We start from the raw sequence: 26,167 nt of genomic DNA on the forward strand, positions 1-26,167 counted from the left end.
AATTGAAAGAAAAGAACAATGAACTGGAAATCCATTTTAAAAATGTATTTGATGAAAACCTTCCTAAATGGAAAAATGCACCGTTCCGGCTTCAGGCATTTCCTAATAACGACCAATCGGATACCATGCTTGCCGTGTATTCACGTAAAGCGCAATTTCATTACGGCTGGGACTGGGGAACTCGTTTAATTACATGCGGAATATGGCGACCAGGTTAGATAATTATCGCTTGAATGCTGCCAATCATCCCGGCATTTGATACATTATTTTCCCAATTGTATCCGGTCATTCTATTACCGCCTTGCTGTACTGCAGTATAATTATAATCAGAATTCAAAATTTGATTCGTACCATATATGTAAGGACTGATTGGCTGTGATTGCCCTTTTAATTTGATAGAAAAATTTACTCTTTGAGCAAACATGTAAGTAGTCAGCAAAAAGAAAATGAGAATTATAGTTCTCAATTATATTTTATTCATCCTTTTCCTAAAAATTAATTTTTATTTTTTTACCTTTATACTTTACCGTCTTATCTACTCCGGTACTCGAGTCTATACCAATCCCATGGTCTTCTTTTACGAGTACGATATTGAATATCCGTTCTTGTACCATTCCAGGATAGCCTCCTTTTCGGTTGCCAATTGTTAATTGTTTTATTGAGTCAATCCATTTAATAGGAATGATTGAATAAATTCCTTTTTCATATTTGTAATTGTCGTTCTCGTCCTCATAAAGAATAAAATTTCCATTTGCCCCGGGATAGATTCTCAGTTCAATCGAATCAGCAGGTTTCTCAGTTGCATATTGTAAAAATGGTCCCATTGGAATAATTGAACCGGCTTTAATGTAAAGCGGGATTGTTTCAATTGGTGCAGCGGCATTAATATTCTGTCCACCAGAAAGTGTTTTCCCCGTCCAAAAATCAAACCATCCTGTTGATATTGGGAGATAGACTTTTCTTGTATTTTCAGTAGATGCCCGTTCAGTAACTGGATTTACCAGAAATGCAGGTCCAAACATATACTGATCCGGAATATTATTTATGGCAGTATCTGTTCTAAAATCAAATGCGAGTGCACGCATTATTGTATAACCTTCATTAGTAATTTTCCATGAAAGGGAATAAATGTATGGCATAAGACGGTAACGCAAATTATCATACTTTAATAAAATAGCTTTTGTATTTGTGTCCCAATTATTTGAGAACAATGCTCTTTCACCTTTTCCGTGTATTCTGAATATCGGGCTGAAGGTACCAAACTGAAACCACCTTGTAAACAATTCTCTGTTGGCAGGGATTGACCAATCAGGAGGTGTCCAATTAAAATGATATCCCCCAATATCCGATGTCCAATACGGAATGCCTGAAGCGCATGCATTGATTCCCTGCGGAACTTGGATTTTATATGCTTTGAATGTGCAAGTTATATCAGACGACCATAAAGTTGCTGCATTCCTTTGTTGTCCTGCGAACGCTTGACGAACAAGTAAGAAAGCACGTTTACCTGGTATGTCTTTTCTCCAATGTTCATATAAACCAGTTGTATGCATCAGTGAATAAGTGTTGAAGTAATCAATACCTCTGCCGATTGCAAAATTTGATTGTCTTCGCGCATCCAGTAATCCACCATTATCAGGTTCGCATTGATCAACCCACCATGCGTCCCAGCCGTATCGAGTTATTAAAGCATCGTTGGCTTGCCTCCAATAAATATCTCTTGCTTTGGAATCATGGGCATCATAATAACTATCTAAAGTATGAGTCATTACATTATCCCATAATATATCCGTCATGCCGCCGTTGTTTTTTAATTCATCAAAATTTATTGTTCCTTTAGCAAAGACAGGCCAGATGGAAATCATTGCGTGAATGTTTGCCTGGTGTAATTCGTCAACCATTTCCTTTGGGTTGGGATATCTTTCCGGATATAGAATATGCGAACCGATAACATCAGGTTCCCAGTAAAACCAATCTTGAACAATGCAATCAACAGGAATATTATTGTTACGGTAATTGTCTTTTACGGATAATACTTCTGATTGACTCTTATATCTATCTTGCGATTGAAAAAGTCCAAAAGCCCATTTCGGAAACATCGGAGCCTGACCGGTAGCTTGGCGATAAAGTTTAATAATATGATCGAATTCAGGCCCGTAAAAAAAATAGTAATCAATCATAGTTCCGCTTTCAGATACGTATTTATATTTAGTATTAGCTTCTTCTGCACCGTAAAAATTTGATGCTGAATAATTATCCCACATTAATCCGTAACCTTTGGTTGATAAGAGCACTGGAATCGCTCCGGTCATATATTTAATTGCTAAATCTTGGTTGCGGCCTTTATAATTCATCGCCAAGGAATCTTCTGGATGACAGCCCAGACCAAACAGGGCTTCATCAGCGGGAGATTGGAATTTGGTTTCGCAGTTGTATGTATTAATACCTGCAATGGTAGCGGCCGTCATCATTTTCCCGCCCGAAGTGTCTTCGGCAAGAATAACAACATCTTTCAAATCCGTGTATGTAATTGAACCGGTTGACATGTTCACTTTTATTTTTAGCCTGCCCGTGGAAACAACAATTTCATTTGAATTTTCCTTAACAGAAAATTTTGGTTGAGTTTCCCATTTGTTATTCAATACAAGAGAAGTTCTTGAAGAGAAAACTTCTAGAGCAGTATATTTAACTTCGACAACATCTTCTTCGCAAACTTTAATTTTCATTATCCCTTTATCTAATTTACAAGTAATCCCATCAGAATCTTTTGTGTAAGATACTACTGAGGCAACAGCAATATGGTTCATCATTAAGAGGCTGCATATTAGAATAGCAAATATGACTTTTATGTTATTCAAAAATTTATTCAAAATTGCTTCCTCCTAATTTTTATTAAAAGCTTATTCTTCTCTTTAGGAGCCTGTCTGATATCAAGAACCGACAGACTTTTTCTTGTAGAGAATGATTTATTCTTCGTTTGAGTTATTCTGACTGTAGTTGGTGAAACAACTTGAATTCTGAGTAGTGATTTTTTAAGTCCGATCTGAACTTCATTGTTCTGAGCAAGGGTGTATTTAATTGAAGATGTAAGCAGAATTAATAAAACAAAAAGAAAAAGATATGTTAATAGTCTATCCATTTAAACATATATCAAAAAATTTTAACACTAATTACATAAATCTGGTGTTAAATATTCTGCAAATATTGTACTTAATATTTAGTGCCTCTCTAAATGTTCAAAAGTTAAATTTGAGTAAAACACTCTCAATATTCATTTATTAATTTCATAATCGTTTATCAATATGATAATCGATAAAGTAATTATTTGAAAAGAATTCTCTCAATTAATAAAAAGAGAAGTGCTTTTTACTGGCATTATTTGTGACATTTCTAAGGGTTACTTATTTCACTGGTTTATCTATAAAATTTAGAAGAGATTTTATGCAATTACGTTTAATTGATATCTTAATTATTGTCCTCTTCATATTAATTAATATTCTAATCGGTTTCTTAATTTCAAAAAGAGCTTCTAAGAATATTAAAAACTACTTTCTTGGTGGTAATACCTTACCCTGGTGGTTGCTAGGTATTTCCAATGCTTCCGGAATGTTTGACATAGCCGGAACAATGTTATTAGTGTATTGGCTTGCTGTTTATGGTATGAAAAGTATGTGGCTGCCTTGGTTATGGCCTGTTTTCAATCAAGTTTTCTTAATGGTTTATCTATCAGCCTGGCTGAGAAGATCAAATGTAATGACCGGTGCAGAGTGGATAAAAACACGTTTTGGAACAGGAAAAGGTGCTAATCTTTCCCATATTGTGGTTGTAGCTTTTGCTCTGATAGGTGTTATTGGATTTCTTTCATATGGATTTAAGGGGATAGGAAAATTTGCTACAGCTTTTCTTCCGCCTCTTGTTACAAATCCCGAGACGCTTTTAAACTATCCACAAATTAATGCTAATCTTTATGCCCTAATTCTGATGGGAATAACTACCATTTATGTAGTAAAGGGTGGAATGTTTAGCGTAGTAATCACAGAAGTAATCCAATACGCAATTCTAACTCTATCTTCAATCGCAATCGGAATTATAGCAATTTACCATGTCTCGCCTGAAATGATTAATTCAGTTTTACCCGCAGGGTGGAAAAATATTTTTTTTGGTTGGGATCTAAACCTTGACTGGTCGACTGTAAATGCTGCTACATCAACAAAAGTAAGAGCATTTGGCGATTGGATCAAAACGGATGGGTATTCTATGTTCGGTTTATTTTTTGGTATGGTACTATTTAAAGGAATATTTGTTGCTGCTGCCGGACCGGCTCCTAATTATGATATGCAAAGGGTTCTTTCAACCCGCAATTCCAAAGAAGCCGCAAAAATGAGTTCTCTTGTTAGTGTTGTTCTTAATCCCGCACGTTACTTCATGATTGCCGGTTTAACAGTTCTTGCATTAACAAATTTCGATGAACTTTATAAAAGCTCAATTACATCTCCCGATTTTGAAACAATATTGCCTGAAGTGATGGCTAAGTATATTCCAGTTGGATTACTTGGATTCTTAATGGCGGGACTTCTTGCCGCATTCATGAGCAATTTTGCTGCAACAGTAAACGCTGCGCCTGCTTATATAGTAAATGATATTTATAAAAGATTCATTAATCCAAATGATGAACCGAAGAAATATGTTACTATGAGTTACATCAGCTCAATTGCTATTGTTGTTATTGGAGTAGCAGTGGGATTTGTGGTCGAGTCTATAAATAACGTTGTTCTCTGGATTACCGGTGCATTGTGGGGCGGGTATACTGCTTCCAATGTACTTAAATGGTATTGGTGGAGGTTTAATGGTCACGGTTATTTCTGGGGAATGGTATTCGGGATTGCATCTTCACTTTTAATTCCACTACTAGATAGTTTGCATCTGATTAATTTCTTAAGAGATTGGCCATTAGCAAGTAATCTCGGTATGAATTCTTTCCCAGTAATTTTATTGATCTCAATTATTGGCAGTTTGATTGCTACGTTCTTAACGCCTCCGGAAAACGATGAAACACTTATCAATTTTTATAAACATGTTCGACCATGGGGATTCTGGAAACCAATCCAGGAAAAAGTATTGAAACAAAATCCGAACTTTGTTCCTAACAAAGATTTCAAAAGAGATATGGTTAATGTTTTGGTCGGAATTGTATGGCAAATTACATTGATGTCTTTTCCTGTATACTTAGTCTTGCGGGAATTTACTCCATTATGGATAACGCTCGGTATTATGGTTGTTACTTCGGTATTTCTAAAATTCAATTGGTGGGATAAACTTGAAACAGCTTTCGGTGAGAAAGATGAAAATGGTGTAACGATTACTGACGTTAATAATTCATGAAATTATTGGAGTTAAAGAAGATGAATGAAAAACAATTCAATGAAAAATTAAATCAATTGTTGCTTGAGCACGAAAAATTAATCAAAAGGAAAAATATAAAAATTGAAAAAAGTAATGGTGTATATAACCGTTACAAATATCCTATACTTACTTCAGAACATACACCTCTTTTTTGGCGTTATGATTTGAATTATATAAGTAATCCTTATCTAATGGAAAGGCAAGGAATCAATTGTACTTTCAATTCAGGGGCAATGATTTTTAAAGGCAAGATAGTTTTAGCTGTGAGAGTTGAGGGAGTTGACAGAAAGTCTTTCTTTGCTATTGCCGAATCTCTAAACGGAATTGATAATTTCAAATTCTGGGATTATCCTGTTAAAATGCCCCAAACAGAAAGACCGGATTCAAACGTGTACGATATGCGTCTTGTGGAACATGAAGACGGATGGATTTATGGATTATTCTGTACTGAACGACACGATGACAGCAGACCTGACGATACTTCTGCGGCAGTTGCTTCATGCGGAATTGCACGAACGAAAGATCTTGTGGAATGGGAAAGATTACCTGATCTAATCTCATATACAGGTCAGCAGAGAAACGTTGTTCTTCATCAGGAATTTATAAATGGAAAATATGGATTGTACACAAGACCCCAGGATGGATTCATTGAAACTGGAAGCGGCGGCGGAATTGGATGGGGATTAACAGATAGCATGGAACACCCGGAAGTAAAAAAAGAAATAATTATCGATCGTAAGGTTTATCATACAATTTACGAAGTTAAAAATGGATTGGGTCCAGCCCCCATCAAAACAGAAAAAGGATGGTTGCATTTAGCTCACGGAGTTAGAAATACAGCAGCAGGATTGAGATATGTTTTATATCTGATGCTCGCAGACCAGCAATACCCAATGAATATTATACATAAGCCGGCCGGATATTTTATTGCGCCCGAAGGTGATGAAAGGGTAGGCGATGTATCCAATGTTACTTTCAGCAATGGATGGGTTAAAAAACCTAACGGTGAAGTTTTAATTTATTATGCATCTTCCGATACAAGAATGCACGTTGCCGTTTCTACCATAGATAAACTTCTTGATTACGTAACTAATACACCTGAAGATAGATTTATAAGCTCTGAATGTGTTAAGACAAGAAATGAATTGATTGAAAAAAATCTGACAATTCTGAATAAACATAAAAAGAAATGATATTTCCTTAATGGTGCCTCCATTAGATGCCGTGCATCTTGTTATTTATGCCAGCACGGCATTATTATTTTAGTCTATTATTCTCTATGATTTATTGTCCGAAGTCAAAAAATAGTAATTGAAAAATTTTTATCGTTCATATTGATTCAGATAATAAACCTTGATTAATAATTATGAAACATGTTCCCGAAGTTCACTCATTTATAATTTATTTATAGTAATGAACAGTCTTTGAGCGAGGTAATTCATGTCTAGTAAATTCTGCTATCCACTAGTCCTTCTTTTCTTAATCATTTTTTGTTCAATTTCATTCAGTCAACCGAAACGTATGAATTCGAGCTTACATATAAATGAGAACGGTTATTACGAAATGCCGGGACTCAATGTAATGTTGTTTGATGATTTTTATCCCGAAGGCCATCAAGGTGGATTAACAATTATTCAACATGGAATACGTGTAGCGGCCAATGGTGATATACGTTTAGAACCTACTCCCGGGCAATGGGCTCCGGTTCCGAAAGTCGGTCAAAGAAAAATTGACAGGCAAAATGAAGTTATTGAAGTCAGTTTATGGTACCCGGATTCCAGCAAAGACAGAAAAGGGTTTAATCCAATTAATTACCCCGATCTAAAAATTAAATACACAATTAAAACTTTGGTTGAAGGAAATAATATTAAAGTAATTGTAGATCTTGAAAAACCTTTGCCGGCTAATTGGGCAAACAAAGTCGGATTTAATTTGGAATTATTCCCCGGTCACTATTTTGGAGAACATTTTTTGATGGATGATGAATCTGGAATATTCCCTCGGCAAGCAAATGGACCGATGATGAAAGATGCTGATGGAAATTTACAAATAGTACCAATGGCTGTTGGAAAAGAGTTAGTGGTATCACCAGGTGTTGAAGGAAGAGAAATAATATTTATAAGTAATAAAAGCGATCTTCAGTTAATTGACGGAAGAGGTTTGCATAACAATGGGTGGTTTGTGCTGCGTTCAACAATTCCTCAAGGTGTTGATAAAAATGCGGTCGAATGGATAATCTCTCCAAAAGTAAATCCAGATTGGAGATATAAACCGGTAATTCAAGTATCACAGATTGGTTATCATCCTAAGCAAATAAAATTTGCTGTTATTGAACTTGATAAATTGACAGAAGAATTCGAACCGGTTCAGCTTATCAAAATAAACGAGAACTCCCAGAAGGTAATAAAAGAAGATCTTCATCCAATTGCATGGGGAAGTTTTTTACGATACAAATATTTGCGTTTCGATTTCACTAATGTAACAGAACAAGGAATTTATAAATTAAAATACGGCAATGTTGAATCGAATGAATTTGAAATCAAAAAAAATATTTTTGCAAGAAATGTATGGCAGCCAACATTGGAATATTTTCTTCCCGTACAAATGTGCCATATGAAAATTAAAGATAGATATAAAACATGGCACGGACTGTGTCATATGGATGATGCTTTGATGGCTCCGATTAATCATAATCATTTTGACGGTTATTTTCAGAAAGGTTCTACATTAACTAAATATCAATCCGGAGAACACGTACCCGGATTAAACATAGGCGGATGGCATGATGCTGGTGATTACGATCTTAGAATCGAATCTCAAGCAGAAACTGTTTATCGTCTTTCCCAAGCTTATGAATATTTTAAAAATGATTATGATGAAACCTATATTGATGAAAATTCCAGATTAGTCAAGATTCATAATCCGGATGGCAAACCAGATCTCTTACAACAGATTGAACACGGTGTTTTAAGTATAGTAGGAGCTTATGAATCAATGGGAAGATTATATAGAGGAATTCAAGAATCATCACTCGAACAATATGTTCACCTTGGAGATGCTTCAACAATTACCGATAATCTTGTTTATAATAAAAATGAAAAAGATCCTATATTGAAACAATCCTTGCCTCAAGACGACCGTTTAGTATTCACTGAAGAAAATCCTAGTAGAGAACTGGAAGTTGCACAAGTTTTGGCAGCAGCTAATAGAGTATTAAAAAATTTCAATCCCGAACTTGCAGAAAAATGTTTGGACATTTCTGAAGAACTTTATAAAAATAATAGTTCGATTAAAATAAGAGATAAGATTAATACTGTTGCAGAACTTTATCTCACTACATCAGGTAGGGAATATGAAAAGATACTCAAAGAAAATTTGGACATCATTTGTAATAACGTTGAACAATACAGTGAAGTACTTGGAAGAGTTGTAAGAAAAATAAATGATAAAAATTTTACTGATAGGGTAGAAATTGCTGTTAAGAATGCTTTCGATAAGATAACAGAACAACAAAAAGAAAATCCTTATGGTGTTCCATATAAACCATATATATGGGGAGCGGGATGGGGAATTCAATCGTTCGGTGTTAAGAATTTATTTTTATATCTGGGATTTCCAGAAATATTTTCTTCAGAATATCTCTTTAGTGCAATGAACTTTATACTTGGATGTCATCCCGGTGAAAATACTGCTTCATTCGCTTCCGGTGTAGGAGTTAATTCATTAATTATTGCTTATGGAACGAACAGAGATGAATGGAGTTACATTCCCGGCGGTGTAGGAAGCGGAACAGCATTAATTCGTCCGGACTTTCCGGAATTAAAAGTCTGGCCCTATTTCTGGCAGCAAACTGAATATGTAATGGGCGGCGGTGCAACGGATTTTATGATATTGGCAATGGCTGCAGATTCCTTATTTAACAAATAAAATCAAATTAATGATTTTTTTAATAATCATTGACTCATAAAAAATACAAGTTACTGTATAGTAGTTTTAATGATGATCTATTGGCGGAGGTATGTGTATGTGCAATAATAAATTCAATGGAACAAATATTCTTGAAATACTTGGTTCAAACTTATTGAAAGCATCAAAAATTTTTTCTGTTGCTTCGTTGTTTTGGTTTGCTTCGATGAACACTTATAGCCAGATTCCCAACAAAGAAACTACTCGTTGCATATTAAGCGCATCAATAGGGGAGATAACTTCCAAGATCACTAATAAAGAATATGAACTGATTATTAATTTACCTTATAGTTATTATAAAGATACACTAAAAACTTATCCAGTAATTTATTTCTGTGATGGTTTCTATGATTTCCCGCTATACGCGATGATTTATAGCGATCAATTCTATGATAAGATAATCAATGAATGCTTCCTTGTCGGTTTTTCGTATAAAGGGAAAAATCTGGATTACGAAAAATTAAGAGCTCATGATTACACGCCAACCGATGTTACTAAAGTCGGTGAATCGGGTGGAGCTCTAGATTTTTTAAGCGTTATTGAAAATGAGTTTATTCCTTTCATGGAGAAAAATTATAGAGTCAATCCAAAATTTAGAGCATTAAGCGGATGCTCTTTAGGAGGGCTTTTTACATTGTTTGCAATGTTCGCACGTCCTGAACTCTTCAATGCATATATCGCTATAAGCCCTGCAGTATTTTGGATAATAATTGGCTTTTCAAATTTGAGGAACAATTTCATTCCGCCAATACAGATTTACCGGTTTCTTTATATATGACTGTTGGTGAAAAAGAATTTTTAATTAACGGTGTAAAACTTTTTAATGAAACACTGCAAATTCATAAGTATGAAAAATTTAGATATCAATTTCGAATTCTTGAAAATACCTACCACGCAGGGTCAAAACCGGAAGGTTATACTCGCGGTATGCAATTTATTTTTGAACCGCTGCAAAAAAAACAATAATGTTTAATTGTTAGCAAAAAAAAATATACTAATGAATAAGAGCCTCAACACTTTTCAGAGAACACTAATATTTCTCATGATTATTTTGTTAGTCGAAAATACTTCCGCTCAATTTCTCGATCAATTTAATAGTGAACGATTAGATTATGATAGAAAAGGTATTAACGGTTGGACGTTTTTTACCGGTGATGGAAATGCTATTATGGATTTCCAACAGCATAACGGTTATGCTTCAATTATGGTTGATGCTACAAAAGATAGCTGTGGAATTTGGTGGGCACTGATTAAACACTGTGTTTCGGCCAATATGGACTTGCATTTATTAAATAAACCAAATTATGAGTTGCGTGTTGAAGGGAAAATTCGTGTAAGTGACGCACCTAAACGAGTTAATCTTCATCTTAATACTCAACGAACTACAGATTTTCACTCTCACCTTATGGAGTTTGATATTCCGGATACAACTAATTGGCACACGATCAGTATGACCACAAAAAATTTTAATGCTGTGCCCGGTGATACTGTTTTTGGGCAACTCGCTCTAATGGATTGGGGGCTTGAAAAATATCGTGTGGATATTGACTACTTCAAAGTTGATATCGTGAATGTAAATGCTATCGGACCTGACCAAGGTTGTCAAGTGCCGTATCATCCTTCGATACCGGATCTGCAATCATTTGCACAACATACTCCTGTATCACAAGATGCAATCGTAGATATTGAATATCCTGATATGAATTTTAATAATTGGTATGCGAAAAATGAAAATGTCGAACTGCTCTCAGTCGGCGGTACTCAACTAATTATTATGAGGTGGGATCTGAAAGAGTTTATTGGAAAGAAAGTTAATGGTTCCGGATTATTGGAATTAACTACATACTCTTTGCAACGTTCGCCTGATTATAAAAAAGATTTCGGAATGGTGCGTATTTCGGAGATATTTGGTGGAAATCAAAACTGGGATCAAACCGAAGTTACATATAATAATTTTTGTCAACGAGTGAAAATGAACAGAGTAATAAATTCACAAATGATTATTGATGTTGATGTAAATGAAAACCGTAATGGTAAAAATCTGATTACTATTTCAAAGCCGGTACTTCAACGTATGATTGACGGCAATACATTTGGCTTGGCTCTCAGACCTCTTGGTGCAATAAATGCTTCTTTTTATGCAATGGAATATCAAAAAGGAAAATATTGCGCAAAACTACATTTCAATTTAGAATCGAATCCTTCAGATAAAAATATAAATAATTAGTAAGTCTATTTCATAAGGAGCACTGCTATGAAAAATCCAATTAAGCTTGTCTTATGCATTTTAATTTGTTTATCTGCTAATATAAAACCGCAAGAAAAAACTACCACCGATATAATGAAAGGAATAAATTTTATAGAAACAACAGTTTACTCTGATGTAGAAAATCCAACTATATTAAAATTATTTGAAGGATTACGTGTCGCCGATGTTTCCGACGGAATGGATATGGTAGGATTGCCTGGTACCGGATTAGTAGATCCGGCAATTCATGCAGATTGGATCGATCAAAAGAATTTGTCTCATCAATTCAGAGGAATTGCAATCACTGCAAGATATGTTCCTACACAAAAACCGGATCGGCCTAAACCGGGAGAAAAATTTCAAGACTGGGAAGGTAATTTTTATAACTCTTATTCTCATGAAGCTTATGCGAAAATAATCAAACCAGGTTCTGTAGTAGTAATAGATGATGTTGAAGATAAAGACATAGGGTCTATCGGTTCTTATAACATTTTATATTGGAAAAGTCTTGGTGCGGTTGGTGTGGTTACAGATGCTAGTTCAAGAGATACGGATGAAATAGCTATTGAAGGAGTACCTTTATATTTACGGAAAAAAGGAAGAGGAATTCGGCCGGGTCGAAATGAATTGGAATCAGTTAACCGGCCAGTTGTAATCGGTGGAGTTTTGGTTTGTCCTGGCGATGTTGTTGTAGCCGATGCAGATGGGGTGATTGTTGTCCCACGAGTTAATGCAGAACAAGTTGCTAAATATGCTCGTGAGATTTTAACTAAAGATAAATCAGCAAGACAACAATTATATAAAGATCTAAAATTGCCTTTGGATAATACAGTTAAATAAAAACGTTCATGAGATTGAAATGAATATTAAAAGTCTCGTTATTCTAATTTCAATTTTGTTTGTGATGTTGTTTGTATTCAGCACAAAAGAAATCAACAATGGAAATCAATATAATTGGAAGAAATTAGAGTTTGACAATGGCATTCTCTTAAAAGAAATGAAAAATTTACTTAACCAAGATTTTGAATTGTGGTATCCTTTATCAATAGATACAATTTACGGAGGATTTTATAGCGATATAAACTATAAATGGCAGCTGCAAGGTAGACAGGATAAAATGATTGTGACTCAAGCCCGTCATGTCTGGACTGTTTCAACTGTTACTCTCTTTAATAAAGACAGCATAAAATTATTTCAAGTTGCTTCTCATGGTCTTAAGTTTCTTAGAAATGTTATGTGGGATAAAGAGCATGGAGGATTCTATAATTTAGTTAATCAAAGAGGGGAGCCATATAAAGAAAACGGGCAAATTATAAAACAAGTTTATGGAAATGCTTTTGCTGTTTACGGATTAGCCGCATACTTCAAAGCAACAAAAGATACAGCAGCATTAAAATTAGCTATAGAAGTTTTTAACTGGATTGATAAGCATAGCTTTGATCCTAATTACGGCGGCTATTTTCAATTCTTATCTGAAGAGGGAATGCCATTTTACGAAGGATATCGAGGCACTCCTCCGAAAGATCAGAACAGTTCAATTCATCTCCTGGAATGTTTTACTGAACTATATGGTGTGTGGCCTAATAAATTATTAGGAGATCGCTTGAGTTCACTGCTTCATCTAATTAGAGATAGAATGGTTACGAAAAAAGGGTACCTTCAATTATTTTTCAAACGGGATTTAACTCCGGTTTCATACAGAGACTCAAGTTCATCAGATAGACAAAAAAATTATGAGTTCGATCATGTTTCATTCGGGCATGATATTGAAACTGCTTATTTGCTGCTAGAAGCTTCGAACACATTGGGAATTCAAAATGACACCACAACATTAAGGATTGCTAAAAAAATGGTAGACCATTCTTTTATAAACGGATGGGATAAAAAATTTGGAGGACTTTATGATGGCGGTTACTATTTCGCCGGGCAAAAAGAGATATCCATTATAAAGGAAACAAAGGAATGGTGGGCACAAGCCGAAGCTCTTAATTCTTTTTTAATGATGTCCGAGCTATTTCCTAATGATCCATTAAATTATTTTGAAAAATTCTGTCTTCAGTGGGATTACATAAAGAAATATCTTATTGATAATGAATACGGAGGCTGGTATTGGGGTGGAATTGATAAAGTCCCCGATAATAAATTTTATCCCAAAGGAACAATTTGGAAAGGTAATTATCACACTTCAAGAGCATTGATTAATTGTATAAACAGATTGAGTAAAAAAGTAAAATAGAATCATAAAATTTTAATTTGTATTCATCTAAATAAAAGGATTTTACGAAATGAAAAGACGTGATTTCATTAAAGCTTGCGGAGCTATTTCTTCACTTTCTATAGCCGGAGTAGGATTAAATACTTCAACTTTAGCTGTACCGAAAAAATCAGTTGTAAAATTTCCACGCTACCGTGGTTTTAATCTTACTGAAAAAGCTGGTGGATTAAGTAGTAGAAAATTTAATGAAGAAGATTTTGAAATAATTGCCGACTGGGGCTTAGACTTTGTTCGAATTCCAATGTCATATTGGAATTGGGCATCTAAAGAAGATTGGTTCAATATAAACGAGGACGCTTTCAAAGATATTGATGAAGCTGTAGAGCTAGGCAGACAATACAAGATTCACGTTAATCTTAATATGCATCGTGTGCCTGGCTATTGCATTAATGGCCGGAATCTTGAGCAAATGGATCTATTCAACGACACTCCTGAGAATATGCAGAAAGCATTGAACGCTGTAATTTATCATTGGAAAGTATTTGCCCGTCGTTATAATGGAATCCCCAGTACTCAATTAAGTTTTGATTTAATTAATGAACCTCCCAAAATGAAAGATGAAACTCGTTACGTAGAAATTGTAAAAGCTATTGTTGAAGCTATTCGCGAAGAAGACCCTGAACGTTTAATAGTAGTGGATGGAAAAGATATCGGTCGAACACCGCTGTTTGGTATCGCGGATCTAGGATTAGTCCAAAGCACTCGAGGTTACGATCCGATGAGTGTGAGTCATTATACAGCCACCTGGGTGCCCAAAGAAGAATTTGAAACTTTTAACTTTCCAACTTGGCCAATCAAAGGAGACGATGGAAAGCTCTGGGATAAAGATGCACTGAAAGTAAAATTGATTGACTCTTGGCAGCCGTTAGTTGATAAGGGAGTTTCTGTTCATGTGGGAGAATGGGGTTGTTACAATAAAACTCCTCACAATGTTACACTTAGTTGGATGAGAGATATACTCTCGCTTTGGAAAGATGCTGGATGGGGTTACGCTATGTGGAATCTAAAAGGTGATTTTGGTGTTCTTAACAGCGGGCGAGCAGATGTTGAATATGAAAATTATAAAGGACACAAATTGGATCGTCAAATGCTTGAGCTTCTCAAGGAATTTTAAAGACAAAACTAAATTCTATTTTAGACAGCACAACAATCAAGTAAATGCTATACCTCATTCTTCTTGAAATAACATTCATAGTTTAATGATACTTCCCAATTGTTTATATTAAGAATGAAAATGAAAACAATCTGGTCAAAATGATCCAAACAAAAATCATTCTCGGTAACGAAAAATTATTTATACTGGAATCTTTTCCCAAATTCGAATTTCACATTTCTAAAGAAGTGAGGAATAAATACAATTTTAGCGATGAACTATTTTCGATAAACGGGAATGTAATTCTTGCTGATTTTCATGCTGTTAGGTTATTCGTCCAGAAATTAAATTCGAAAAGGGAAGTGAAAGATCATGTTGCAGCCGGTCATGTAAATGCCGCCGGTTTGATGGATGAGATTTATCATTACCTTTTCCGATTGTATGAAGTGAAAGTCAATCCCGGAGTTTTCAAAAAAGCACTCAATCATCTCAATGAAAATTTAGGCGAAGAGAAAACGCGCAAAGTCTTATTCGATTTTGTCTCTCAATTTCCGTCGATTGATATTTATAAAGGTCAAATCAGTTCGTTCGATTATCTAAATTCAATTACTGCCGATCGTTCAAATGCCGAAATTACACTTGAAGAGATGATCCTTCTCTTTGTTGCTAATTTCAATCCGGCAAATAAAAAACTGATTGAACTCTTTGACGAAAATTATCTGTCGGAAAAAGAGCTCTATAAAAAAGTAATTAACTCGCTCGATCTTTTTTTCAAGAATGAAAAAAAGTTTGGACCCGAGAATCAAGATATATTCACTCTCTTCAAAACTCCGATAATAAATAACCCAGATAATATTGAAGCTCAGCTCGATTTCATCCGCGAAAAATTTGGAATTCTGCTAGATGAAAAATTCTTAAAAAGAATTTTGAGCAGTAAAGATTTAATTAAAGAAGATTACTCTTTACAATTCGGCGGACCGGGCGGGGCACCTACAGTTGTTCCTCAATATAAAGGCGGACTTGATGCGGATTTTTTAACTCTTGGCAAATCCGGTTATAAGTACGCACTTGACAGCACAAAAGATTATAGCGAGCATGAAAATTTTACACAGGATACTAACTGGATGCCGAGAGTAGTTGTTATTGCAAAGAACAGTTATGTATGGTTAGACCAGCTTTCAAAAAAATATCAGCGGCAGATAAGAACTTTGGATCAGATTCCAGATGAAGAACTTGATCAACTTGCACGATGGAACTTTAACGGTCTCTGGTTAATTGGAATTTGGGAACGAAGCAGCGCATCAAAAAAAATAAAACATATCATGGGGAATATTGATGCTGTATCGTCGGCATATTCATTATACGATTATCAAATTGCTAACGATCTCGGCGGCGAATTCGCATACAATAATTTAAATGAGCGTGCACGCTCCCGCGGTATTCGTCTTGCAAGCGATATGGTTCCCAACCATACTGGAATATTTTCAAAATGGGTGATTGAACATCCCGAATATTATATTCAATCTTCATATCCTCCGTTCCCAAGTTATAGTTTTAACGGACCAGATCTTTCCGACGATCCGACTGTTCAATTAAGAATTGAAGACGGGTATTGGGAGAAGCGGGATGCGGCAGTTGTATTTCAGAGGATTGATATCCGCAATGGAGATGTAAGATATATTTATCACGGCAATGATGGAACGAACATGCCGTGGAATGATACAGCTCAGCTCAACATGATCCGCAAAGATGTTCGTGAAGCGGTGATACAAAAAATATTAGATGTCGCTCGCAAATTTTCAATTATCCGATTTGATGCTGCAATGACATTAGCGAAAAAACATTTCGCACGGTTGTGGTATCCGGAACCCGGACGAGGCGGCGATATTCCATCGCGTTCAGATTATGCAATGACGAGGGATGAATTTGATAAAACTTTTCCGGAAGAATTCTGGCGTGAGGTTGTTGACCGGATTAATATTGAAATGCCTGATACTCTTTTACTTGCAGAAGCATTCTGGCTCATGGAAGGTTACTTTGTCCGCACTCTTGGAATGCACCGCGTTTATAACAGCGCTTTCATGCATATGATGATGAAAGAGGAAAATTCAAAGTACCGAGATCTAATTTCCAATACTCTCGAGTTCGAACCGGAAATCTTAAAACGATACGTAAATTTTATGAGTAATCCGGATGAAGAAACTTCGATAAAACAATTTGGAACAGATGATAAATATTTTGGCGTATGCGCTTTGATGGTAACATTACCAGGCTTACCGATGTTTGCCCATGGACAGATTGAAGGATTTACAGAGAAATATGGAATGGAATATCAGCGCGCATATTATCATGAAGTTCCGAATCAATGGCTGGTAGATCGACATCAACGCGAAATATTTCCATTGATGAATAGGCGTTACTTATTCAGCCAGGTTGCAAATTTTTGGCTATTCGATTTTATTGATAATTACGGCGGCATCAATGAAAATGTTTTTGCATACACAAACAGTGAGCGGGGTGAACGCGCACTTATTTTCTACAACAATAAATATGAATTTGCTTCCGGAAAAATATTTTCTTCATCGCGCAAGCTGATGAACAACTACGGCGGTCAAGGAATTGAAACGAAAACTATTTCGGAAGTATTGAAAATTAATCCGTCGCCAAAACATTTTTACATTTTCCGTGAGCACATTTCTAATCTGCAATATATCAAAACCGGAAATGATATTGGGCAGAATGGATTTTATATTGAACTAGGCGCATTCAAACTGCTAATCTATCTCGATTGGCGCGAAGTATACGATGAATCCGGTGAATGGGAAAAGTTGGCATGGAAACTCGGGAATAATGGTGTTCCGGATATGCAATATGCATTCGAAGAGATGAAACTCGAACCAGTCCATTATGCATTCGAAAGAATGTTTGACGAAGAGGCGATTGAAGGATTTATTAAAACATGTGTTCTTGAAGATGAAAAAGCAAGGAAAGAAGACCGGATAAGTTTTATTGATGAAAAATATTTCCATCTGCTTTCAACTATTAAGCATTATTTCAATCTTGATTATGATTTGGAAACGATCATCGAAAAATTTGAAGCCGAGATTGTCGCTGTCCGTAAATTAAACCGCTTACTTGATGATCAGTTCGATCACAATAAAAATTCAATTTATAAAGAGATTCACCGTGCGGTGCAAGTTTCCCGCGACACTAATTATCATGATAATTCAATTATCTACATGTTGTGGCTAATAGTCTCTAATATGAAAGATCTATTCCCAGATCAAGGATCGATCAACAAACAAAATTATGTAAATGTACTGCTCTTAGATTCACCTGTAAAAAGAATTTTGCAAAAGATGGGACGCGGCGAGTATGAAATTTATCACGAGATCAATTTACTGAACATTTTTCAAAATAGTTTTGATGAGATGCTCGAAATATTCACTCAAAAAGAGAAAAAACAAATCGTAAGTGAAGCAACTAATCCTCTGATCAAAGAAAAGAAAGAAGGATTGTTATCTCTTCTGGATAATGATCTTGTCCGAAATTATCTCGGGGTGAATGAGCATGAGGGGATTTGGTATTACAGCAAAGAAAATTTTGAAGATTTTATCGATTGGATTTTCACTTTTGCCAGTTTAAAATTAATGAACTGCGAAAGCGATCCGGAAAAAACTCTAGAAGAATGTTTGGAAGAGAAGACAAAGGTATTTAAAACATATCAAGTAAGATTGAAAGGGATAATAGAAAAATCTAAGAAAGCAGAATATAAGTTAGAAGAATTAAAGGCATTGATATTGTAGAGACGTTCCGAAAAACGTCTCTACTGAAATTTAATTTACAGTTGTTCTTTCTTTCCCAATTTCATCGGATAACATTTTATTTATCGCAGCTGCGGCGCGCCTTCCTTCACCCATTGCAAGAATAACAGTCGCAGCGCCAAGTACAATATCACCTCCGGCAAAAATTCTATCTACGGAAGTTTTTTGAGTCTCGTCAACTAAAATATTTCCCCACTTATTTACATTTAATTGTGGGGTAGTTTGACTTATCAACGGGTTACTTCCGTTTCCGATCGCGACGATTACTGTATCAACATCAAGAATAAATTCACTGTTAGGAATTAAAACAGGGCGGCGTCTTCCCGATGCATCCGGCTCGCCAAGTTCGTAACGGACACATTCAAGTTCCTTGACTCTTCCTTTTTCATTGCCGATAACTCTTTTAGCATTTTGTAAAAAGAGAAATTCAATTCCTTCTTCTTTTGCATGATCAACTTCTTCTTTACGAGCTGGCATTTCAACTTCGGTTCTTCTGTAAACTACATAAACCTTTTCTGCGCCAAGGCGTTTTGCCATACGTGCAGAATCCATAGCAACGTTTCCGCCTCCGAGTACTGCAACTTTTTTGGAAGGATAGATTGGTGTGTCAGCTTTCCCTTTTTCAAATGCTCGCATTAAATTGGCGCGTGTTAAATATTCATTAGCGGCAAAAACTCCAACTAAATTTTCTCCTTCAATTCCCATGAACATTGGAAGACCGGCACCGGTGCCAACAAATACTGCGTGATAACCGTCCTTATCCATCAAGTCTGTTAGTTTGCGGGTTCTTCCAACTACAAAATTTGTTTGAAACTCAACTCCCATTGCTTTAAGAACTTCAATTTCTTTATCAATAATATCATTTGGTAATCTGAATTCCGGAATTCCATAACGTAATACACCGCCGAGTTTATGAAACGCTTCGAAAATTGTTACTTGATGACCTTCGCGTCTACAATCAGCAGCAACAACTAAACCGGCAGGACCGCTTCCAACAACAGCGACTTTTTTACCCGTATCAGATTTAATTTCCGGTATTGCAATTTTACCAGTTGCGCGTTCCCAATCAGCAACAAATCTTTCTAGCCGTCCAATAGCAACTGATTTATCAACATCTTTCAACGCTTTGCCTACAGTACAATTGGATTGACATTGAGTTTCCTGCGGACAAACTCTTCCGCAAATTGCCGGAAGGAGAGAAGCTTCTTTTATTACTCCGACTGCACTATCCATATCGCCATGTGCTAGATGATCTATGAATCGCGGTATATCAATTTTTACCGGACAATCTTCAACACAATTTTTCTTTACACATTGGAGACATCGCATTGCTTCGATACGCGCTTGCTCAATTGTGAATCCTAATGCTACTTCATCTAAATTATGAGAACGAACTTCGGGATCCTGGGCAGGCATTTCCTGAGCAGGAATTTTCATCCGGTCTTTGGTTTTAAGCTCATCTATCTTTGATAAATATTCCACTATTAATTTTTTTGCATCTTCGGATAATTGTTCAGGCGTGATGTGACTCATTGAAGCGCCTCCTTATTCTTAATTTCTTGTTCGAGAAAACAACTGTGCGCCTCTCTTTCAAGTTCTTTGTATGAATTCAATCTCGACATCATATTATCGAAATCAACTTTGTGTCCGTCAAATTCGGGACCATCAACGCAGACAAATTTTACTTCTTTGCCAACATTAACTCGGCATCCGCCGCACATTCCGGTTCCGTCTACCATTATTGTATTTAAAGAAACTTGTGTGAATACTTCATACGGTTTGGTAGTTAATGAACAGAATTTCATCATTATCGGAGGACCTATTGCAATAACCATGTTCGGTTTAGGAGAGCGTTCACAAATTTCTTTCAGCGGTTCAGTTACAAGTCCTTTGCGTCCGTAACTTCCGTCATCCGTGCAGAGAATAAATTCATCAGCAATCGCTTTCATCTCTTCTTCAAGAATAATCAATTCTTTATTGCGTGCGCCTATAATTGTAATAACATGATTGCCGGCATTCTTCAATGCCTGAGCAATCGGATGAAGCGGTGCTACACCGATTCCGCCGCCGACACAAACGACTGTACCAAAATTTTCTATGTGTGTCGGTTTGCCCAGAGGTCCTACTAAGGCAGGTATTTCATCTCCAACATTTTTTTCTGAAAGTTGAAGTGTGGTTTTACCAACTACCTGAAAGATAATTGTGATCGATCCTTCTTTAGTATCCGCATCTGCAATAGTAAGCGGTATTCTTTCACCGTAATCTTCGTTTATTTGTAAAATGATGAATTGTCCGGCCGCTCTTTCTTCTGCAATTAACGGCGCGTGAAGACGCATCATATATACATCATTAGAAAGTTGTTTCTTGAAAAGTATTTTGCTCATCTATTCACCTTTTGATGGAACCGAAAAGTTCTATTTAATTTTTAACTTCGGCGGCTAAAATATGCAATTCGGACTTATCTAAAAATGTTTTTTTTGAAAGTTAGTAAGAAAGATGAGGTGGATTGCCTAATGGGAGTTAATAATGAACGAAGTGAAAGTACTTACATAGGCAATTATTCTATTTTTTTGATTTTTCTATTAACAAAACATTTGCTACCGGTCTTTCACCTGTTGCATCACTTGGCTTATTGACCACGCCTTTATTATTAATCCACATAGTTGTGGATCCGCCGCCGTCAAGATTAATTGCGTCAACAATTCCTAAATTCATTAAATATTTTTGAACATCTGTCAAACTCATTCCTTCGGCTTCTTTACTTCTGCCGTCAATTGTAATAAAGAGATATGAATTACCGGTTGTGCAGAAGAGTGTTCTAGGATGCCGGCTCGTTACAAATTTCATCTCCGGGAGCTTTATTTTTTTTGAATTTAACAGTAGCAGGGGACCGGCTACCAAAACACCTTTTTCCTTTTTCGATTCTTCGTAATCGCGGTCGGGTTTGGCGGGCTCTACGATAATATTATTCTCCTTAGTTATTATCAATGCGCCGTTAATTAACTTATTCGGTTTAGCCCATTTGAATTTGGATGATCTCGTTTTACTTATAACAGTATCATTTGTTTCTAAATAAGTAACGCTTCCTCCTTTGTCGATGTCAAAAAAACTGCCGTTAACTGCAGCAACTCCGTGTTTACTTTCGCCGAATGAACTTGTTTTTTCTAATACGGTTTTGCTGTATCCGATTTCGACCCGGTATTTAGCCAATGCTCTTTTGTTCAAAAGAAGCATATTAATTCTTTGACTACTTTGAAATAAAGTATCGTTATTTATCTGAAAATATCCAATCGAATCTTTAGGAGTCTTCTTTTCAAAATTGAGAAGGAAATTGTTTTGACCGTAAACAGCCGAATAGAGTAGGAGTGTCAGAAGAAATAAAAAATTTTTTCTCTTCAGCATATTATTCTTGCACTTTCTTTTTTATTTCGATTTTTAAAACGGGATACATTCTAAATTTTATTTTCCGGATTCTAATAAGAGTTCCTTCGGTTTATTCTTTCCTCCCGTGTAGGTTCTTAAATTTTCCGGAATATGTCCGTAATCACTGAATGCATCCAACTTCATTGTTCCGTCCGGCAAAACTCTAATAATTGTTAAACTGCAGTTTGTAATACTCATCTGGAGCCATGACTGCGTATCCACTCTTAGTACTTTTGTAACTAAATAACGGATTACATTTCCATGGCAAACAATTATGTCATTCCGGTCTTTACCATTGGGTGATGGAATAAAATATTTTTGAAAAGCCGCTTCAAGATTGTTAACGCACTCCAGTCTTTTTGTTGTGTCTACTCCCGCCATAACGTCTTTTCTCCAAGACGGGGGAGTGCATTCTCTTACAAGATCGGATGGTTCCAATTTTAATTCCGGGAAATCTTCGTTGATTACTTCAGCGGTTTGTCTTGCGCGTGTCATCGTACTGCTTATAAGCAAGTTGAAATGTATATTCATTCCTTTCAACCGTGCCGAGACTAGCCGCGCCTGGGCTATTCCAAGAGGTGTAAGAACATTTACAGAATCGGGCAGATTATCATCCTGAGGTGTGTAATCTCCGTGCCTTATTAAATAAAGAAATCTTACGCCGCTTTTCATCTGCTGAGCTTCTAATACCGCACTGCTTACGAGCGAAAAAAAAGTAATAGATAAAATTAAGAACAGAATGGTTCGTATTATCTTTTCAAACATTTTGAATCTCACTTTCTGTGAAGAATCTATTTATTCACGACTATTGTTTTGTCACACTATAAATGTAAGCACTTTGTTAATCTAATTCTTAGTTAGCTAGAATTAATATTTCATAGTAATTCCCTAGCAAACCTGAATTCACCTTAATTGTAGAGCGTATATTAAGAATCATCCAAGGATTCAAATATTTGGTTCTGTTATATGTGGAATGTCACGATCAAGAATTTTCGTATTGGGAAAGGAAAAACTATTTAAAAATTGTTTCCCCATTGCGGGTGCACCATTGTTACGTTTGTAACTTAAATGAAAAAATATTTGCATTCAACTGGAGTAAAGCATGAGACGGAAAACAAGAAACGGAGAACTCTTAGTTTTACTTTTCATCTTTCATCTTTCATCTTTCACCTTTCACGTTTCATGTTTTTACAATTTAATTCTGATTATTAACGGAAAGATTGAAGCAGTTTGAACCGGAGAATCGTTCTCTTCGTGCTGGCGGGTAACCCAATCACCAACAAAATAACCGATTGCAGCGCCGAGAAAAACATCGGAGGTCCAATGATCGTTTTGATAAATACGGGAAAACGCAGTCAGCACTGCCGGCAGGTAAGCAATTACTTTTAAAAAATCCGACTTTGCATTTTTTGATAGAACTGTCGAAAGAGAAAACGCAAGTGTTGCATGTCCGGAGGGCATGGAATGAAAATCGTCATCGAAAATTGTGAATGGTCGTAATGTTCCCGAACCTCTATCAGTAAATGGTCTTGCTCTACCGATAGCAAATTTTAGAAAAGTAGTAATTGCACCGGCGTAAAGCGTAGTCTGCACAATTTCATAACTTATTTTTTTTGAGGATTGGTCATTCGCAATCAGTCCGTGAAGAGCAAAAGCACCCGCAAAAAATGCAGTTGGATAAACATCACCCCAAAGTCTTCCTGCTTTGATTGGAAAACTGTTGTTATAACTTCGATCTTTCAAAACAGCGTCTTGTACCGGCTTATCGGCTTGCATCAATAAAAAAGTACTAGCGCTGAATAGTCCGAGTTTCAACCAGTCATTTTCTTCCCATTTTAACGGCTGCTTAATAAAACGGAATGATTCATCGTTGAATTGAGGAAGGTCGTACTGGTTCTGTGAAAGAAGAGCGGAGTTGAATAAAACTATTATTAGAAAGAGTAAAAGAAATTTATTTCGCATAAATCAATTTATTTGAGATTAGGAATTCATCACAAAGCTGAATTATTAGATTCAGCGTCGAGCACGGAATGAAAATGCTACTATATTGTGAATCACAATCTTTTATAATAGTCGTTTATTTTTTAGTTGATTTATAAATTATTATTTCTGCTTTTTCCATTGTGATAAGTCCGCCGCAATTTGCTTCTTCAAAAATTCTTTCCACAGAGGGAATAAACTCTTCAATTTTCTTCTGTTCGTCAACAATTTCAATAACGAGCGGCAGATCTTCTGAGAGGCGTAAAATTTTTGCACTGTGAATTCTGCTATTCCCGCCGAAACCCATTATACCTTTATAAACAGTTGCACCGGCAAGATTCTGCTTACGTGCTTCGGTTACAATTTTTTCATAAACCGGTAAATGGGAAATTTTATCGGCTTCCCCTAAAAAAATTCTGAGCAGTTTTGCTTCACCTTCAATTTTCATAAATCACCTTGTGATTAAATAAGCAAAATAAATTCCAAGAATAGTTAGTAGAACATTTGCCAATATATTTAATCCAGCAAAAAGAAATTCCGCATCGCGAATCAAATTAAAAGTTTCCAATGAAAAGGAAGAGAAAGTTGTAAATCCGCCGCAGAACCCGATACCGATAAACAATTTTAATGAAGGGCTAATCAATTCCTTTTCATCAAGCCCAAAGATCATCATACCGAGAATAAAACTTCCAATCAAATTAACGGTTAGTGTTCCCCAAGGAAAATATGGTGGAAATTGTTTCTGTACAAAGGCCGAGAGCCAGTAACGGAATCCTCCGCCGATCCCGGCGCCTAGAAAAACAATAAAATATCTTATCAAAAATGCCTCATTCGTTTGGGGAAATATACTACAAATTGATTTTTCTTATAAGAAAAAATATTTTGATATCAGATGTAACTAAATTGGAACTGTGCGAGTCTAAACAATCAGTAAATCAAATCTATTTGGAGGTAATCATGAATGGTCATGTTCAATTCAATTGGCTAAGGAAGATTCCGGTTGTGATTTTATTAGTCATGCTTTTTGCTTCACTTTCTATTGCGGATAATCTTAGACTGATCAGAGAAAAATCTTTCCCGATGAAAGATTGGCAGGGTGTGTATGTTAATGCAAGCGGGGCAGACGTAAAAGTTGAAAGCTGGGATAAACAGGAAGTTTATGTTAAGATATTCGGCAACAGCCGCGCCGAAAGTAAGATGCAATTTGATATTTATCAGGAAGACGATGCTGTAAAAGTTATTGCCAAAAAGAGAGGCTCCATGTTCAACTGGTTCGGCAATAACATAAGCGTCCGTATCGAAATAATGACTCCGAAGAATTATAATCCGCACATTGAAACTTCCGGCGGCGATATCAGCGTGAAAAATCTAGTCGGTGAATTCAGATTAGATACTTCCGGAGGTGATATTACATTAACAAATACAAACGGTAAATTGAAAGCCGAAACATCCGGCGGTGACATAACATTAAATACTCATAAAGGTAATTCGGTATTATCAACTTCCGGCGGTGATATTAAATGCAAAGAAACTATCGGAGATCTTAATGCTGAAACATCCGGCGGCGATATTAATATTGATTTGACAGACGGAAAACTTTATGCAGAAACTTCCGGCGGAGATATTACGATTAATTACACTGGATCAAATAAAGGAATTGATGCTTCTACATCCGGCGGTTCGATTCATGTTAAACTCCCTTCAAATTTTGCAGCCAAAGCGCATCTGGAAACGAGCGGAGGTGAAATCTCTAATAACTTTACTAATTCAAAATCGGAACGTGTAAGAAGAAGTGAAGTTGATGCTGAATTCAACGGCGGCGGCGGTATGCTGAAACTCGAAACGACCGGCGGCGATATTATTGTTGACCAAAAATAGTATGAGATTATAATTATTATTAAGAGCATGAAATAATCTAAACTTCATGCTCTTAGTCTTGCTCGTGATCATAATCT

At 36.0% G+C, this 26,167-nt stretch carries 21 protein-coding genes; 11 read left to right on the plus strand and 10 right to left on the minus strand.

Going from position 1 to position 26,167, the window contains the following annotated elements; genetic code table 11:
* The first annotated feature begins 2 nt into the window (after positions 1–2).
* Complete coding sequence (locus NTX65_02795; GenBank protein MCX6168240.1) at positions 3–218, plus strand: hypothetical protein; 216 nt, start codon at positions 3–5, stop codon at positions 216–218.
* On the opposite strand, the gene NTX65_02800 is transcribed toward NTX65_02795, so the two are convergent.
* Genes NTX65_02800 through NTX65_02810 form a run of 3 tightly spaced genes read right to left on the minus strand, consistent with a single transcriptional unit; the run spans position 215 to position 3,139 of the window.
* Positions 215–466 carry a hypothetical protein gene (locus NTX65_02800; protein MCX6168241.1) on the minus strand — a complete coding sequence of 84 codons (252 nt, stop codon included), beginning with the start codon at positions 464–466 and terminating at the stop codon, positions 215–217. The two genes, NTX65_02795 and NTX65_02800, sit on opposite strands and share 4 nt — an antisense overlap.
* A 22-nt stretch (positions 467–488) precedes the next feature.
* Positions 489–2,810, minus strand: a complete 2,322-nt coding sequence (locus NTX65_02805; GenBank protein MCX6168242.1) for a DUF5110 domain-containing protein — start codon at positions 2,808–2,810, stop codon at positions 489–491.
* A gap of 56 nt (positions 2,811–2,866) precedes the next feature.
* Positions 2,867–3,139, minus strand: coding sequence for a hypothetical protein (locus tag NTX65_02810; protein MCX6168243.1), 273 nt, complete (start codon positions 3,137–3,139; stop codon positions 2,867–2,869).
* A gap of 302 nt (positions 3,140–3,441) precedes the next feature.
* Here NTX65_02810 and NTX65_02815 point away from each other — a divergent pair, with 302 nt between their 5' ends.
* From NTX65_02815 to NTX65_02855, 9 genes are all read left to right on the plus strand, one after another.
* Complete coding sequence (locus NTX65_02815; GenBank protein ID MCX6168244.1) at positions 3,442–5,382, plus strand: Na+:solute symporter; 1,941 nt, start codon at positions 3,442–3,444, stop codon at positions 5,380–5,382.
* 20 nt (positions 5,383–5,402) lie between these two features.
* Complete coding sequence (locus NTX65_02820; GenBank protein ID MCX6168245.1) at positions 5,403–6,596, plus strand: glycosidase; 1,194 nt, start codon at positions 5,403–5,405, stop codon at positions 6,594–6,596.
* A gap of 328 nt (positions 6,597–6,924) precedes the next feature.
* The gene (locus NTX65_02825; protein MCX6168246.1) at positions 6,925–9,330 is read left to right on the plus strand and encodes a glycoside hydrolase family 9 protein; all 2,406 of its coding nucleotides are present in this window, start codon (positions 6,925–6,927) and stop codon (positions 9,328–9,330) included.
* 97 nt (positions 9,331–9,427) lie between these two features.
* The gene (locus tag NTX65_02830; GenBank protein ID MCX6168247.1) at positions 9,428–10,147 is read left to right on the plus strand and encodes an alpha/beta hydrolase-fold protein; all 720 of its coding nucleotides are present in this window, start codon (positions 9,428–9,430) and stop codon (positions 10,145–10,147) included.
* Positions 10,148–10,411: 264 nt separating this feature from the next.
* Complete coding sequence (locus NTX65_02835) at positions 10,412–11,596, plus strand: hypothetical protein (GenBank protein ID MCX6168248.1); 1,185 nt, start codon at positions 10,412–10,414, stop codon at positions 11,594–11,596.
* 114 nt (positions 11,597–11,710) lie between these two features.
* Positions 11,711–12,457: an RraA family protein gene (locus tag NTX65_02840; GenBank protein ID MCX6168249.1), complete on the plus strand. Its 747-nt coding sequence runs from the start codon at positions 11,711–11,713 to the stop codon at positions 12,455–12,457.
* Between the two features lie 19 nt (positions 12,458–12,476).
* Positions 12,477–13,853, plus strand: coding sequence for an AGE family epimerase/isomerase (locus NTX65_02845; protein MCX6168250.1), 1,377 nt, complete (start codon positions 12,477–12,479; stop codon positions 13,851–13,853).
* Positions 13,854–13,902: 49 nt separating this feature from the next.
* Complete coding sequence (locus NTX65_02850) at positions 13,903–15,006, plus strand: cellulase family glycosylhydrolase (GenBank protein MCX6168251.1); 1,104 nt, start codon at positions 13,903–13,905, stop codon at positions 15,004–15,006.
* A gap of 140 nt (positions 15,007–15,146) precedes the next feature.
* The gene (locus tag NTX65_02855; GenBank protein ID MCX6168252.1) at positions 15,147–18,791 is read left to right on the plus strand and encodes an alpha-amylase family glycosyl hydrolase; all 3,645 of its coding nucleotides are present in this window, start codon (positions 15,147–15,149) and stop codon (positions 18,789–18,791) included.
* 30 nt (positions 18,792–18,821) lie between these two features.
* Here the strand turns inward: NTX65_02855 and gltA are convergent, their stop codons facing one another.
* From gltA to crcB, 7 genes are all read right to left on the minus strand, one after another.
* A complete protein-coding gene (gene gltA / locus NTX65_02860; GenBank protein ID MCX6168253.1) occupies positions 18,822–20,342 on the minus strand; it encodes an NADPH-dependent glutamate synthase in 1,521 nt (506 codons plus the stop codon).
* Positions 20,339–21,193 carry a sulfide/dihydroorotate dehydrogenase-like FAD/NAD-binding protein gene (locus NTX65_02865; GenBank protein MCX6168254.1) on the minus strand — a complete coding sequence of 285 codons (855 nt, stop codon included), beginning with the start codon at positions 21,191–21,193 and terminating at the stop codon, positions 20,339–20,341. Before NTX65_02865 ends, gltA begins: the two co-directional genes overlap by 4 nt.
* 178 nt (positions 21,194–21,371) lie before the next feature.
* Complete coding sequence (locus tag NTX65_02870) at positions 21,372–22,211, minus strand: phosphodiester glycosidase family protein (GenBank protein MCX6168255.1); 840 nt, start codon at positions 22,209–22,211, stop codon at positions 21,372–21,374.
* Positions 22,212–22,268: 57 nt separating this feature from the next.
* Complete coding sequence (locus NTX65_02875) at positions 22,269–22,997, minus strand: histidine phosphatase family protein (protein ID MCX6168256.1); 729 nt, start codon at positions 22,995–22,997, stop codon at positions 22,269–22,271.
* 423 nt (positions 22,998–23,420) lie between these two features.
* A complete protein-coding gene (locus tag NTX65_02880; GenBank protein ID MCX6168257.1) occupies positions 23,421–24,194 on the minus strand; it encodes a phosphatase PAP2 family protein in 774 nt (257 codons plus the stop codon).
* Between the two features lie 115 nt (positions 24,195–24,309).
* Positions 24,310–24,660: a DUF190 domain-containing protein gene (locus tag NTX65_02885; protein MCX6168258.1), complete on the minus strand. Its 351-nt coding sequence runs from the start codon at positions 24,658–24,660 to the stop codon at positions 24,310–24,312.
* 3 nt (positions 24,661–24,663) lie between these two features.
* On the minus strand, positions 24,664–25,032 hold the full coding sequence (gene crcB / locus NTX65_02890) for a fluoride efflux transporter CrcB (protein ID MCX6168259.1): 369 nt from the start codon (positions 25,030–25,032) through the stop codon (positions 24,664–24,666).
* A 137-nt stretch (positions 25,033–25,169) separates the two neighbouring features.
* Here crcB and NTX65_02895 point away from each other — a divergent pair, with 137 nt between their 5' ends.
* Entirely contained in the window at positions 25,170–26,090 is a 921-nt protein-coding gene (locus tag NTX65_02895; GenBank protein ID MCX6168260.1) for a DUF4097 family beta strand repeat-containing protein, read from the plus strand.
* Positions 26,091–26,167: the final 77 nt, after the last annotated feature.

The sequence above is a fragment of the Ignavibacteriales bacterium genome, from assembly GCA_026390795.1.
In the GTDB taxonomy this organism is placed as follows: Bacteria; Bacteroidota; Ignavibacteria; order Ignavibacteriales; family Melioribacteraceae; genus Fen-1258.

Excerpts from the sequence above, each read along its gene's own strand:
- NTX65_02805 (MCX6168242.1), bottom strand. The coding sequence starts at position 2,810 with ATGATGAACCATATTGCTGTTGCCTCAGTAGTATCTTACACAAAAGAT.
- NTX65_02810 (MCX6168243.1), bottom strand. The coding sequence starts at position 3,139 with ATGGATAGACTATTAACATATCTTTTTCTTTTTGTTTTATTAATTCTG.
- NTX65_02815 (MCX6168244.1), top strand. The coding sequence starts at position 3,442 with ATGCAATTACGTTTAATTGATATCTTAATTATTGTCCTCTTCATATTA.
- NTX65_02820 (MCX6168245.1), top strand. The coding sequence starts at position 5,403 with ATGAATGAAAAACAATTCAATGAAAAATTAAATCAATTGTTGCTTGAG.
- NTX65_02825 (MCX6168246.1), top strand. The coding sequence starts at position 6,925 with ATGAATTCGAGCTTACATATAAATGAGAACGGTTATTACGAAATGCCG.
- NTX65_02830 (MCX6168247.1), top strand. The coding sequence starts at position 9,428 with ATGTGCAATAATAAATTCAATGGAACAAATATTCTTGAAATACTTGGT.
- NTX65_02835 (MCX6168248.1), top strand. The coding sequence starts at position 10,412 with ATGATTATTTTGTTAGTCGAAAATACTTCCGCTCAATTTCTCGATCAA.
- NTX65_02840 (MCX6168249.1), top strand. The coding sequence starts at position 11,711 with ATGAAAGGAATAAATTTTATAGAAACAACAGTTTACTCTGATGTAGAA.
- NTX65_02845 (MCX6168250.1), top strand. The coding sequence starts at position 12,477 with ATGAATATTAAAAGTCTCGTTATTCTAATTTCAATTTTGTTTGTGATG.
- NTX65_02850 (MCX6168251.1), top strand. The coding sequence starts at position 13,903 with ATGAAAAGACGTGATTTCATTAAAGCTTGCGGAGCTATTTCTTCACTT.
- NTX65_02855 (MCX6168252.1), top strand. The coding sequence starts at position 15,147 with ATGATCCAAACAAAAATCATTCTCGGTAACGAAAAATTATTTATACTG.
- gltA (MCX6168253.1), bottom strand. The coding sequence starts at position 20,342 with ATGAGTCACATCACGCCTGAACAATTATCCGAAGATGCAAAAAAATTA.
- NTX65_02865 (MCX6168254.1), bottom strand. The coding sequence starts at position 21,193 with ATGAGCAAAATACTTTTCAAGAAACAACTTTCTAATGATGTATATATG.
- NTX65_02870 (MCX6168255.1), bottom strand. The coding sequence starts at position 22,211 with ATGCTGAAGAGAAAAAATTTTTTATTTCTTCTGACACTCCTACTCTAT.
- NTX65_02875 (MCX6168256.1), bottom strand. The coding sequence starts at position 22,997 with ATGTTTGAAAAGATAATACGAACCATTCTGTTCTTAATTTTATCTATT.
- NTX65_02880 (MCX6168257.1), bottom strand. The coding sequence starts at position 24,194 with ATGCGAAATAAATTTCTTTTACTCTTTCTAATAATAGTTTTATTCAAC.
- NTX65_02885 (MCX6168258.1), bottom strand. The coding sequence starts at position 24,660 with ATGAAAATTGAAGGTGAAGCAAAACTGCTCAGAATTTTTTTAGGGGAA.
- NTX65_02895 (MCX6168260.1), top strand. The coding sequence starts at position 25,170 with ATGAATGGTCATGTTCAATTCAATTGGCTAAGGAAGATTCCGGTTGTG.